This window comes from Paracoccus pacificus, from assembly GCF_042680785.1.
GTDB lineage: Bacteria > Pseudomonadota > Alphaproteobacteria > Rhodobacterales > Rhodobacteraceae > Paracoccus > Paracoccus pacificus.
Genome location: NZ_JBHUEN010000032.1, coordinates 32,727 through 45,186 on the forward strand (window position 1 = coordinate 32,727; position 12,460 = coordinate 45,186).

Here is a 12,460-nt window from a genome sequence, read left to right on the forward strand (position 1 = left end):
ATTTCACATCAATGGCCGGTTGAAGCCGGTGCCGCGACCCTCAGCCGCCGGTCTGGACGCCCTGAACCCCGTTCCGTTGATTGTTCTGCCGCTCGGTCTCGCGCCAGCGGGCGACATTGGCGTTATGCTCCTCCAGCGTGGTGGCGAAAGCATGGCCGCCCGAGCCGTCGGCGACGAAGAACAGATATTCGGTGGTGTCGGGATGCATGGTCGCGTCGATCGCTTCGCGGCCGGGGTTAGCGATCGGGGTCGGCGGCAGACCCTCGATGACATAGGTGTTGTAGGGCGTGCGGGTGCGCAGTTCCGACGCCCGCAACCCACGGTCCAGAACCCCCTGCCCCTTGGTCACGCCGTAAATCACCGTCGGGTCGGTTTGCAGCTTCATCCCCTGCTCCAGCCGGTTCACGAAAACGCTGGCCACCCGGCGGCGTTCGTCGGGGATGCCGGTTTCCTTCTCGACGATCGAGGCCATGATCAGCGCCTCTTGGGGCGAAGCATAGGGCAGCCCCTCGGCGCGGCCTTCCCACGCGGCGTTCAGGATATCGGTCTGGCGGCTGGCCATGGTGCCAAGGATCGCGCTGCGTTCCTGATCCCGCGTCAGGTCATAGGTGTCGGGCGCAAGCGCGCCTTCCGGCGGCAATTTGCCCGGATCGCCTTTCAGGAACGGAATGTTGCGCAGCACCTGCGCGACCTGCCACACCGTCGTACCCTCGGCCACGGTCAGTCGCAGCCGCGTGTCCGGCCCTTCCAGCGCGGCCTGAATCCGCTCGGGCTGGGCCTCGGTCTGCGGGTTATAGCGGGCGACATCCTCGTAATGCGCGTTGTCCGGGTTGATCTCGCGCAGGGCGACCGCGTTTTCACGCACGCCGACGCGATAAACCACCTCGGTCCCGCAGGTCGAGTTGCCGCCCTTGGTGATCGCGGCGACGATATCGGACATGCTGGCCTGCGGCGGAACCAGGAACGAGCCGTATTTCAACTGCCCGGATTTGCCCTCGTAATCGGCGCCGGCCCGGAAGATATAGGGCGAGCTGATCACCCCCTGTTCGCCCAACTGCTTCGACACATCGCTCAGCCGTCCGTTTTGCGGCACCCGTACGCATTCGGCCCGAGTGCTGGGTCCGGGCGCCACATATTGGTGCCGCGCCCAGGCGATCGTGCCCGCCACGACGATCAGGATCACGATCAGCAGGGTCAGAAAATTCGATGCGATATGGCGCCAGATCATGCGCGCACCTTACCCAGAACCAGCGAGGCGTTGGTGCCGCCAAAACCGAAGCTGTTCGACAGCGCGACGTCGATCTTGCGCCTCACGGCGGCATTCGCGGCCAGATCGACCGGCGTTTTCACCGCCGGGTTGTCAAGATTGATGGTTGGCGGCGCGATCTGGTCGCGGATGGCCAGGATCGAGAAGATCGCCTCGATCGCCCCGGCCGCGCCCAAAAGATGCCCCGTGGCCGATTTGGTCGAGGACATGGTCACATTCTTCGCATCCGCGCCCAGCAGACGTTCGACCGCACCCAGTTCGATGGTGTCGGCCATGGTGCTGGTGCCATGGGCGTTGATGTAATCGACGTCCCCCGGTTGCAGCCCCGCCCGGTTCAGCGCGTTGCACATGGCCCGGAAGCCGCCGTCGCCGTCCTCGCTTGGCGCGGTGATGTGATAGGCGTCGCCCGACATGCCATAGCCCAGCACCTCGGCATAGATCTTTGCGCCCCGCGCCTTGGCGTGTTCATATTCCTCCAGCACGACGACGCCGGCGCCCTCGCCCATGACAAAACCGTCGCGATCCTCGTCCCATGGCCGGCTGGCGGCGGTCGGATCATCCTCGCGCTTGGTCGACAGCGCCTTGCAGGCGTTGAAGCCGGCGATGCCGATTTCGCTGATCGGCGCCTCGGCGCCGCCGGCAACCATCACATCGGCGTCGCCCAGCGCGATCATCCGCGCGGCGTCTCCGATCGCATGGGCTCCGGTCGAACATGCCGTGACGACCGCATGGTTCGGCCCCTTGAAACCAAAGCGGATGCTGACCTGACCCGAGATCAGGTTGATCAGCGCGCCGGGGATGAAGAAGGGCGACACCCGGCGCGGGCCGCGTTCCTTGATCAGCACGGCGGTGTCGGCGATGCTGGTCAGCCCGCCGATGCCGGATCCGATCATGACCCCGGTCCGCTCGTGATCCTCTTCGGTTTTCGGCTCCCAGCCGCTGTCCCGCACCGCCTGCACGGCGGCCGCCATACCATAAAGGATGAAATCATCGACCTTGCGCCGGTCCTTTGGTTCCATCCAGTCGTCAGGGTTAAAGGTGCCGTCGCTGCCGTCGCCGAAAGGGATCTCGCAGGCGTATTTCGTCACCACGTTTTCCGGGTCGAAGCGGGTGATCCGCCCGGCGCCGGATTTGCCTTCAAGCAGGCGCGACCAGGTTTCCTCGACCCCGCAAGCCAGCGGCGTGACCATTCCCAGCCCGGTAACTACTACTCTGCGCATCGCGGCCCTTTCCCATTACATAGGCCGATCTGATACACGCGCCCAGCGCCCCGTGCAACGCCACGCCGCCCGGGGGGCGCGCCGCGCTGACGGCCGGATGCGGGGGGTATCAAGGCGATGTCACGTTCCCGCGACAGCCGGGCCCGGGTTTCAGCATTTCCGCCAACCCCTGATCCAGCGCCACGCCGGGCTTGAAGCCCAGAAGGGCCTGCATCTTTGCCGGGTCGCCGGCCGAATAATGGATATCGCCCTTGCGCGCCGGCTGGAAATCCAGCGGTTGCGGCACCGCGCCGATCACCCGGTCGACCGCCGCCGCAAGCTCGATCAGCGAGGTCGGAATGCCGGTGCAGACGTTGCAAAAGCCGCCCAGCCACGCTTCGGGCGTCTGGCGGCCCTGCATGCGCTCCATCCCTGTGATCATGGCAGTGACGATATCGTCGACATGCACAAAATCGCGCGATTGCTGACCGTCGCCGAAAACCGTGTGGGGCCGTCCGGCGCGGGCGTTGTCGACAAAGCGCGGGATGACGCCCGCATAGGCCGAATCCGGCCGCTGCCCGCTGCCATAGACGTTGAAGAACCGCAGCCCCAGCGTCGGCAAGCCGTGAATCAGCCCGAATGCATGGGCATGATGCTCGACCGCCAGCTTGTCGGCGCCATAGGGCGAGATCGGCCGCTCCTGCATGGTCTCGGTCGAGGCGTGCGGCCCGGTATCGCCATAGACCGCCGCCGATGAGGCGTAGACGACCGGCAGCCGCCCCGCCGCGACCGCGGCCTGCAGGACATTCAGCGACCCGATCACGTTATCGGCATGCCCCGCCATCAGATTGGCGATGCAATCCTGGACCGAGACCCGCGCCGCCAGATGATAGATGCCGGCCGCATCGGCGACCAGTTCGGCAAGGATCGCGGGGTCGCCGATACTGCCCCGCACCAGCCGATGCGGGATGCCGTTCAGGTTTTCCGCGCGGCCTTGGGCAAGATTGTCCAGCACCACGACATCGTGCCCCAGCGCCGCCAGCCGCCGGGCAAGATGGCTGCCGATAAACCCCGCGCCGCCGGTGATAAGCCAATGCGCCATCGGCGCCCCTTGTATTGCCGGGCCCTTGTTCCGAGCCCCCGTTTTCGGCCTTGTAACACGCCGTTCCGGGATTTCCAGCGCCGAGACCGGCCCGGCGCCCCCCATCCGGTTGCATCCGGTTGCACGGGCCCCGTCAAACCGGCCGCTTTTCCCGCGCCGGCGCCGGCGGCGGTTGCCCGCTCAGGCCTTTTTCTCCCAGCGCCCGTCCGCCTCGGACCAGTATTCCGCCGCCACGCCCGCCCCGGTCAGCGCCCGCCACTGGCCGCGCGCGTGTTCGACCGCCGAGGGATCGTTGCCGTCGAAAAGAATGCAGATCCGCTCCAACCCCGATGCCTCGGACGGCGTGACACCCGCACCGTCCAGCGTGATCAGGCATTGCGGCTGATTGGCGGCGGTGGTTACCCGCTCAGGGCTTTTTCTGCCAGCGCCCGTCCGCCTCGGACCAGTATTCCGCCGCCACGCCCGCCCCGGTCAGCGCCCGCCACTGGCCGCGCGCATGCTCGACCGCGGCGGGATCGTTGCCGTCGAAAAGAATGCAGATCCGCTCCAACCCCGCTGCCTCGGACGGGGCGATGCCCGCGCCGTCCAGCGTGATCAGGCATTGCGGCTGATTGGCGGCAGCAGCGCCTGCCCCGTCATCGGCGCCGGTCCCCGCCGTCGTCAGCAGGACCGGCTGCATCGCGTCATGCGGGCCGCCCGACAGCCCGTGCGGCAGGAACTCGGCCGCGGTCCAAAGGCGCTGGTCAAGCGTCTCGGCACGCGGCCGGTCGGGGCTGCGCAATTCCACCCGCCAACCCGCGTCGCGCGATTTCCCGATAAGCTGCAACAGCAATTGTTCGGGGGCCGAGCGGGTCAGGTGATAAAAAAGCGCCGCGCCCATGTCAGCCTTTCTCGAACCGGTCGCGGATCAGCCGGTCAAGCGTCATCACCCCCCAGCCGCTCGCGCCTCTGGGCGCCAGCGTGGTTTCACCGGGCGGCAGCGCCACGCCGGCGATGTCGATATGCACCCACGGCTGATCCTTGCGGATGAAACGTTGCAGGAACTGCGCCGCGGTGATCGAGCCCGCGGGCCTGCCGCCGGTGTTCTTCACATCGGCAAGGCGGCAGTTGATCAACTCGTCATAGGCCGGGCCCAGCGGCAGCCGCCACGCGCCTTCGCCTTCGGCCTCGGCCGCTTTCAGCAGCCCGTTCGCCAAGGCGTCGTCGTTCGAAAACACCCCCGCATTCTCGTGGCCGAGCGCAATGATCACCGCGCCGGTCAGGGTCGCAAGGTCGATGATCGCCGTCGGATCATAGGTCTGTTGCGCGTACCAAAGCACATCGGCCAGCACCAGCCGCCCCTCGGCGTCGGTGTTGACCACCTCAATCGTGTCGCCCTTCATCGAGCGCACGATGTCGCCCGGGCGTTGGGCACGGCCGTCGGGCATGTTCTCAACCAGCCCGACCAGCCCCACTACATTGGCCGGCGCACGGCGCAGCGCCAGCGTGCGCATGACCCCCGCAACAACGCCCGCGCCGCCCATGTCCATGGTCATTTCCTCCATGCCGGCGGCCGGCTTGATCGAAATCCCGCCGGTGTCGAACACCACGCCCTTGCCGACCAACGCAAGCGGCCGGCCGCCCTTTTCGCCGCCGTTCCAGCGCATCACCACCACTTTCGAGGGGCTTTCGCTGCCCTGTCCGACGCCCAGAAGCGCCAGCATTCCCAGTTTGGCAAGCGCGTCCTCTTCCAGAACCTCGACCTCCAGCCCCAGCGTCTCCATCGCCTTCAGCCGGTCGGCGAAATCGCTGGTGGTCAGGACGTTCGCCGGCTCGTTGACCAGATCGCGGGTGAAAAAGACGCCTTCGGCAAGGGCGGCATTGCTGGCGACGGATTTCGCGAGCTTCTCGGGGTCGTCGACCATAAGCGTCAGGCGCGCGCGCCCCGCCGCGGCCTTTTCCGCATCCACATCGGTATCCGCCACATCGGTATCCGCCGCGTCGGGTTCCGGCGCCGAGGTCGCGGCGCCATCGCTCAGCCGGGCATCGGCCCCGGCGCCGGTGCGGGACACGCCGCGCGGCGCGCGGGCCGCAACCGCGTCACCCGCCGCATCGCCCGCCGCCGCGCCATCCTGATCGGTCCCGGCCTCGCCTTTGGATTTGGTCTTGTAGGCGTCGAAGGCATAGGCGCGCAGCGCGATGCCCAGCGCCATCTCATCGGCGCGGGCATGGCTTCCCGCCAGCACCAGCGTATCGACCCCGCCCAGCCGGGCGCCTATCGCGGCGCCGGCCTTGCGCGCCTCGGCCACCGTCGCGCGCCGGGGCAGCGCGACCAGCAGCAGCGAATCCGCCGCGATTCCGCCCGGGAATGCGATCTCGATCACGCCGCCCGGCTTGATGGATTTCCACTTGTCCGAGGCCCGCGCCCGCGCAACGATCTGCCGCACCCCGCGCCCCAACCCCTTGACCGGCAACGCCCCGCCGCCACCCGGCGGCATCACGATCGCGATCCTGCCCTTGCGGGTCGAAAGCCCCTCGGTCCGGGTCTGGGCAAGGTGGATTTGCGGGATTTCGGTCATCGGCATGTCCTTGAGGCTGATTGTTCTGTTGCCAAAATCTATCCCCCATCCCGGGCAAGCACCACTCCCCCCTTTCTTCCCTTTCTTCGGGGGTCCGGTCGGGCTAATCATGCACCACTCGGAACAAGGAATGCACCCGACCGTGCTGCGCATAGACCGATACATCTTGTCGCTGCTGATGAACCTGTTCGGGTTTTTCGCGCTGGTGCTGGTCGCGGTCTATTGGATCAATCAGGCCGTGCGCCTGTTCGAACAGCTTTTGTCGGACGGCCAGACCGCGCTGGTGGTGCTGGAATTCACCCTGCTTACCCTGCCCTATGTGATCGCCATCGTGCTGCCGGTGGCGGCTTTCGCGGCCTCGGCCTATGGCACCAACCGGCTGTCCGGCGAATCCGAGCTGACGGCGATGCAGGCGGCGGGGCTGTCGCCGTGGCGGCTGGCGCGGCCGGTGCTGGTGTTCGGGCTGATCGTCTCGGTCATGGTGGCGGTTCTGCTGAACGGGCTGGTGCCGATGGCGCGGGCGCGCCTTGCCGACCGTCAGGCCGAGGTTGCCGAAAACGTGACCGCCCGCTTCCTCCGCGGCGGCGTGTTCCAATATCCCGCGCCGGGCGTCACGCTGTTCATCCGCCAGATCGCCGATACGGGTGAATTGAACGACGTCTTTCTGGAAGAAGCCCGCGACCCCGGCGTCGAGATCACCTATACCGCCCGGCGCGCGCTGATCGTCCGGGCCGATGCCGGGCCGAAGCTGATCATGATCGACGGCATGCGCCAAGAGATGGTCACCGATGCGAACGGGCCGCGCCTGTCGGTGACCCGGTTCGAGGATCTGACCTATGACATCGCCTCGATGATCGGCTCAAGCGGGCGCAAGGGGCGCGATCTGCGCGAATACGGCACGCCTGCGCTGCTGCGGGGCGATCCGCAGATGCTGGAGGCCACCGGCGCCACCGCCCCGCAGGCCATGGCCGAGGCGCATGCGCGTCTGTCCCAGCCGCTGCTGGCGCCGGTCGGGGCGATGCTGGGCTTTGCGATGCTGTTGATCGGCGGCTACAGCCGGTTCGGCGTCTGGCGTCAGGTGGCGGCGGCGATCGTGGCGCTGATCGCGGTGCAACTGATGTCGAACGCCGCCGCCCAACAGGTCGCCGCCGCGCCGGGGCGCTGGCCGCTTTTGTATATCGCGCCGCTTTCGGGGGCGGTGATCGCGGCGCTGGCGCTGTGGTGGGCGGCACGCGGCCCGGGGCGCAGGAAGAAGGACAGACAGGCGCCGTCCGGCCCTGACCGGCAGGGGGCGACGGCATGATCCTGTCGCGTTACGTCGCACGCCGCTTTCTGCGCATGTTCCTGCTGATCGCGGGGGTGTTTCTGGCGATCCTTTTCCTGATCGACATGGTCGAGGAGATCCGCCGCTTCGGCGGCCGCGGCGTCGGTCTTGGCGGCGCCGCGCGGCTGGCCGCCCTGACCATCGCCGGCAGTTTTTACGAGATTCTGCCGCTGGTCACGCTTCTGTCGGGGGTGGCGCTGTTTCTGGCGCTGGCGCGCAGTTCCGAACTGGTCGCGATCCGCGCCTCGGGCCGCTCGGCGCTGCGGGCGCTGGCGGCGCCGGCGGTCACCGCCTTTCTGCTGGGCGTGATCGCGGTCGCGGTGCTGAACCCCTTTGTCGCCGCGACCATCCGCCATCGCGACGCGGTGGTGACCGCGATCAGCCAGGGCGGGACGCAAACCGTCTCGGTCGGCGACGAGGCGGTCTGGCTGCGCCAAAGCCTCGCCCAGCCGGTAACGGTCCCGGCCGGCGGATCCAGCACCGCCAGCGCTGCGGCTGCGGCGACCGCCGCCGCGCAGACCGCGGCGCAGGCGACCAGCGGCGAAACCGGGCAGGTGGTGATCCGCGCCGGCCGCGCCAGCACCGACGCGACCACGCTTTACGACGCCAGCTTCACGATCTTTTCACCCGGCGTCGGCCCCACCCGCCGGATCGAGGCCGCCGAAGCCCGGCTGACGCCCAACGCCTGGCAACTGACCGATACGAAGGAATGGCGTCTGGACGCCGCCAACCCCGAGGCGACCGCAACGACGCGGGGCGAGCTGTCCCTGCCGACCGACCTGACCGCCGAGCGGATCCGCGACGGGTTCGGTCAGCCCGATTCGGTCCAGATCTGGCAATTGCCCGCCTTTATCCGGGGGCTGGAAAGCGCCGGTTTCTCGGCCCAGCGTCATCGGGTCTGGTTCCAGATGGAACTGGCGCGCCCGCTTCTGATGGCGGCCATGGTGGTGATCGCCGCCGCCTTCACCATGCGCCATTCACGCGGCCGCCGGACCGGGCTTCTGGTGCTGGGCGCGCTTGCCGCCGGCGTGGCGCTTTTCTTTTTGCGCAATCTCGCGCAGGTTCTGGGCAACAACGCCCAGGTCCCCGCCCTATTGGCCGCCTGGGCGCCGCCTTTGGCCGCATTGCTGTTCGCGTTGGGGGCGATCCTGACGCTGGAGGATGGATGAACCGGACGCCTTTTTCCATAAGCCTCGCGGCTTTGCTTATGGCGCTGTCGACGGGCGCGGTCGCCACGATGCCCGGGGCCGCGGCGGCGCAGAACGCCGCCGACGGCCCGGCGCTGGCGCCGACGGAATCCCCCGATGACACCAGCACGCCGGTTTCCGACGGAACCAGCACCATATCGGTGCCCAGCATCACCCGCAGCGCGCCCCCGGTCCGGCGCGCGCCGCAGCCCCCCGTCGACACCACCCAGGCCGCCACCCTGCTGGCCGATAACGTCGAGGTCTATGGCGACAACCAGCTTCGCGCATCGGGCGGGGTCGTGGTCTGGCATCAGGGCGTGCGGCTGGTCGCCTCGGCCATCACCTATGACGGCACGACCGACCGGCTGACCATCGAGGGGCCGATCCATCTGACCCAGCCGGCCCGCGCCGGCACCCCCGAGGAAACCATCCTGATCGCCGACAGCGCCCAGCTTGAATCCGAGCTGACCGACGGCATCCTGAAAGGCGCGCGTCTGGTTCTGGGCCGCGAGATGCAGGTCGCGGCGGAACAGGCGACCCGGTCCGAAGGCGGCCGGATCACGACGCTGCGCCGTGTCGTCGCCTCAAGCTGTCAGGTCTGCGCCAGCAATCCGGTGCCGCTGTGGGAAATCCGTGCCCGCCAGATCACCCATGACGCCGATACCGACCGGCTGATGTTCGATCAGCCCCAGTTCCGGGTCATGGGCCAGACGGTTTTCGCGCTGCCCTACCTGTCCGCACCCGGCCCCTCGGTCGATCGCGCGACCGGCTTTCTGCGCCCGCAGTTCCGCACCACCTCGGGTCTGGGCGCGGGGGTCAAGCTGCCCTATTTCATCACCCTTGGCGATCATGCCGACCTGACGCTGACGCCCTATCTGGCCTTCAACCGCACCGCGACGCTGGCGGCACGCTATCGTCAGGCGTTCTGGAACGGCGCGATGGAGTGGCAGGGCGCGGTCAGCCGCGACGACATCCGCCCCGACGCCACCCGCGGCTATCTGTTCGGCGCCGGCAAGTTCCTGCTGCCGGGCGATTTCAACTTTGGCTTTCAGGTCCAGACTACCAGCGACCGGGGCTATCTGCTGGATTACGACGTGACCGACGCCGACCGGCTGTGGTCGGGCGTCACCATCGAGCGGGTGCGCCGCGACGAATGGATCGTCGGCCGGGCCGGCATCTATCGCACCCTGCGCGAGGATGAGACCGACAGCACCCAACCCGGTCAGGTCGCCGAAGCCATGTGGCAGCGCCGGTTTCGACCCGCGTGGATCGGGGGCGAGGGCGGCGTGACATTCGAAACCCACGGCCACCGCCGCCCCTCGGGGCAGAACGAAATCGGCCGCGATGTGTTTCGCAACTCGGTCACGCTGGACTGGCGCCGGTCCGAGATCCTGCCGGGCGGGCTGGTCGGCGCGGTCCAGACCGAACTCGGCGCCGATCTTTACAGCATCGGGCAGGACGACGCCTATGACCCCTGGGTCAGCCGGCTTGATCCGGTGGTCGCCGCCGAACTGCGCTGGCCGCTGGTCAAATCCGCCGGCAGCGCCACCCATGTGATCGAGCCGGTGATGCAGGTGGTCTGGTCGCCCGAACACAACAGCAGCAAACTGCCGAACGAGGACAGCACGCTTCTGGAATTCGACGAGGGCAATCTGTTCAGCCTGTCCCGTTTCCCCGGCCGCGACCGGCGCGAGGGCGGGTTGCGGGCGAATGTCGGCGTCACCTGGACCCGGCTGGACCCGACCGGCTGGTCGCTTGGCGTGACTGCGGGCCGGGTGTTCCGCGAAGAGGTCGCCGACGGTTTCGCGCCCGGAACGCCGCTGGGCGGGAGGCGCTCGGACTGGTTGCTGGCGACGCATTTCCAGAACAACGACGGGCTCAGCATCTCGAATCGCGCGCTGCTGGACGATGCGCTGAACCTGCGCCGCAACGAATTGCGGCTGGGCTGGCTGAAGCCGGGGTTGCAGGTCTCGGCCGGCTATCTTTGGATCGACTCGTCCAGCGACATCTCGCGCCAGGTTGACGTGTCCGAACTGACCATCGATTCCGGCTGGCAGGTCAAGGACGGCTGGTGGGCGACGGCCTCGACCCGCTATGACTTCACCGCCGACCGGGCGCAGCGCGCCGCGCTTGGCGTGCAATACAGCAACGAATGTGTGACGATGGACATGGCGGTGTCGCGCCGCTTCACATCCTCGGACAGCGTGCGGCCGGAAACCAATTTCGGGCTTTCGGTGCAATTGAACGGCTTCGGGCGCCAGCCCTCGCGTTCGGGAAAGGTGGCGCGGCGTACATGTGTCAGGTAAGGTCAGCTCAAACGCGCGATGCGGATCGGAAGAACAGGACGGGCAGGACGATGCGGCAATTGGTTTTCACGACGGCACTGGCCTGTGCCGGGGTTTTGGCGGGCGGCGCTGCGCTGACCTTCGGCGGTCTGGCGGTCGGGGTGTTTCCGGCCCCCGCGCTGGCCCAGTCGAACCAGTTCCAGCCCGTGGTATACGTGAACAACTCTGCCGTCACCCGGTTCGAGTTGGATCAGCGCCTGCGCTTCATGCAGCTTTTGCGCGCCCCCGACGCCAGCGCAGAATCGGCCGAAAAGGCGCTGATCGACGACCGGCTGAAGGCCGAGGCCGCCAAGCAGGCCGGCGTCACCGTCACCGACGAACAGCTTCAGGCCGGGCTCGAGGAATTCGCCGGCCGCGCCAATCTCAGTTCAGACCAATTCGTTCAGGAACTTGAGCGCGCCGGGGTGGCGCGCGAATCCTATCGCGATTTCGTCCGTTCCGGCGTGCTTTGGCGCGAGGTCGTGCGGGCCCGTTTCGTCGGCGCCGTGGACGTCAGCGACGAGGAAGTGGCACGCGAGATGAAAAAGATCGTCGCGGCCCCAAAGACCGAGCGGGTGCTTTTGTCGGAAATCGTGTTGCCGGTGCCGCCCGGACAGGAACAGCAGATGATGGACCGCGCCATCGGTCTGGCATCGCGCCTGAACAGCTCGGTTCAGTTCTCGCAGGCGGCGCGCCAGTTCTCGGCCTCGCGGTCGGCGGCAAGCGGCGGGCAACTGCCGTGGATGGACATTGGCCGGCTGCCCCCGTCGCTGCGCCCGATCATCACCGCGCTTCGGCCGGGACAGGTCACCCAGCCCCTGCCGGTCCCCAATGCGATCATCCTGTTCTTCCTGCGCGACGTGCAGGAAGGCCGCCGCCCCGGCGCGAATTCCGAGGTGCTGGATTATCTGCGCATCACGGTCGGCCCCGCCGGCTCGGCCGACGCCCAGACCGTCGCGTCGCGGGTTTTCAACGAGGCGACATCGTGCAACGGCGCCTATCCGATGCTGAACGGCTTGCCCGGAAATCAGGTGGTGCGTGACCGCGCGCCGCAATCGGCCATTCCGGCCGACATCGCCGCGACCTTGGCCGGGCTTGACGACAACGAGGTCAGCGCGCCGATGAACCGGGGCGGCAATCTGGAACTGGTGATGCTGTGCAGCCGCGTGCCGGCGCTGGTCGCGGATGAATTCCCGGCCGAGCCGCCGGTGCCCGGGTCCGCCGCGATCCCGTCGCCCTCGGCCACGCCTCCGGCGGATCCCAACGCACCTGCGCAGGCGGCAGCGGGCGGCGAAGGCCAAACCGCCGAGGGCCAAACCGCCGAGGGACAGCCGGCCGAGGCCGTCGTCGAAGAGGATCCCCTGCCCCAGCGCCGCGCCGTGCGGGATGCGCTTTTGAACCGCAAGATCGGCCGGCTCGCCGACGGGTATCTGGCCGAATTGCGCGCCAATGCCATCATCCGGCGCCCCTGAGCCGCCTTGCCGGAAGGAGCGACCGCC

Annotated in this window: 9 protein-coding genes and 1 pseudogene; 4 read left to right on the forward strand and 6 right to left on the reverse strand. The window is 68.0% G+C overall.

The genetic code is table 11. From position 1 onward, the window contains the following. Positions 1–40: 40 nt before the first annotated feature. The 6 genes and pseudogenes from mltG to ACFSCT_RS11715 all read right to left on the reverse strand — a co-directional run bounded on the left by mltG (position 41) and on the right by ACFSCT_RS11715 (position 6,126). On the reverse strand, positions 41–1,228 hold the full coding sequence (mltG, locus tag ACFSCT_RS11690) for an endolytic transglycosylase MltG (RefSeq protein ID WP_379142956.1): 1,188 nt from the start codon (positions 1,226–1,228) through the stop codon (positions 41–43). Continuing rightward, the gene (gene fabF / locus ACFSCT_RS11695) at positions 1,225–2,487 is read right to left on the reverse strand and encodes a beta-ketoacyl-ACP synthase II (RefSeq protein WP_379142957.1); all 1,263 of its coding nucleotides are present in this window, start codon (positions 2,485–2,487) and stop codon (positions 1,225–1,227) included. Before fabF ends, mltG begins: the two co-directional genes overlap by 4 nt. 109 nt (positions 2,488–2,596) lie before the next feature. After that, the gene (locus ACFSCT_RS11700) at positions 2,597–3,568 is read right to left on the reverse strand and encodes an NAD-dependent epimerase/dehydratase family protein (RefSeq protein WP_379142959.1); all 972 of its coding nucleotides are present in this window, start codon (positions 3,566–3,568) and stop codon (positions 2,597–2,599) included. 180 nt (positions 3,569–3,748) lie between these two features. Further along, positions 3,749–3,961, reverse strand: a pseudogene (locus ACFSCT_RS11705) (DNA polymerase III subunit chi); the annotation flags it as partial. A gap of 13 nt (positions 3,962–3,974) precedes the next feature. Continuing rightward, positions 3,975–4,448 (reverse strand): DNA polymerase III subunit chi, encoded by a 474-nt coding sequence (locus ACFSCT_RS11710; protein ID WP_379142961.1) that lies wholly within the window; start codon positions 4,446–4,448, stop codon positions 3,975–3,977. A gap of 1 nt (position 4,449) precedes the next feature. Continuing rightward, on the reverse strand, positions 4,450–6,126 hold the full coding sequence (locus ACFSCT_RS11715) for a leucyl aminopeptidase (RefSeq protein ID WP_379142963.1): 1,677 nt from the start codon (positions 6,124–6,126) through the stop codon (positions 4,450–4,452). Positions 6,127–6,268: 142 nt separating this feature from the next. Between ACFSCT_RS11715 and lptF the strand changes: the two genes are divergently transcribed. From lptF to ACFSCT_RS11735, 4 genes are read left to right on the forward strand one after another with little or no spacing between them, the layout of a single operon-like run. Next, entirely contained in the window at positions 6,269–7,429 is a 1,161-nt protein-coding gene (lptF, locus tag ACFSCT_RS11720; protein ID WP_379143011.1) for an LPS export ABC transporter permease LptF, read from the forward strand. Continuing rightward, positions 7,426–8,619 (forward strand): LPS export ABC transporter permease LptG, encoded by a 1,194-nt coding sequence (gene lptG, locus ACFSCT_RS11725; protein WP_379142964.1) that lies wholly within the window; start codon positions 7,426–7,428, stop codon positions 8,617–8,619. The genes lptF and lptG overlap by 4 nt, the downstream gene beginning before the upstream one ends. After that, positions 8,616–10,943 (forward strand): LPS-assembly protein LptD, encoded by a 2,328-nt coding sequence (locus ACFSCT_RS11730; protein ID WP_379142966.1) that lies wholly within the window; start codon positions 8,616–8,618, stop codon positions 10,941–10,943. The genes lptG and ACFSCT_RS11730 overlap by 4 nt, the downstream gene beginning before the upstream one ends. A gap of 50 nt (positions 10,944–10,993) precedes the next feature. Then, positions 10,994–12,433 (forward strand): peptidylprolyl isomerase, encoded by a 1,440-nt coding sequence (locus ACFSCT_RS11735; protein ID WP_379142968.1) that lies wholly within the window; start codon positions 10,994–10,996, stop codon positions 12,431–12,433. Positions 12,434–12,460 lie beyond the last annotated feature (27 nt).

Bases quoted from the DNA above. Each gene is read 5' to 3' on its own strand.
- mltG (WP_379142956.1), bottom strand. From the start codon at position 1,228: ATGATCTGGCGCCATATCGCATCGAATTTTCTGACCCTGCTGATCGTG.
- fabF (WP_379142957.1), bottom strand. From the start codon at position 2,487: ATGCGCAGAGTAGTAGTTACCGGGCTGGGAATGGTCACGCCGCTGGCT.
- ACFSCT_RS11700 (WP_379142959.1), bottom strand. From the start codon at position 3,568: ATGGCGCATTGGCTTATCACCGGCGGCGCGGGGTTTATCGGCAGCCAT.
- ACFSCT_RS11710 (WP_379142961.1), bottom strand. From the start codon at position 4,448: ATGGGCGCGGCGCTTTTTTATCACCTGACCCGCTCGGCCCCCGAACAA.
- ACFSCT_RS11715 (WP_379142963.1), bottom strand. From the start codon at position 6,126: ATGACCGAAATCCCGCAAATCCACCTTGCCCAGACCCGGACCGAGGGG.
- lptG (WP_379142964.1), top strand. From the start codon at position 7,426: ATGATCCTGTCGCGTTACGTCGCACGCCGCTTTCTGCGCATGTTCCTG.
- ACFSCT_RS11730 (WP_379142966.1), top strand. From the start codon at position 8,616: ATGAACCGGACGCCTTTTTCCATAAGCCTCGCGGCTTTGCTTATGGCG.
- ACFSCT_RS11735 (WP_379142968.1), top strand. From the start codon at position 10,994: ATGCGGCAATTGGTTTTCACGACGGCACTGGCCTGTGCCGGGGTTTTG.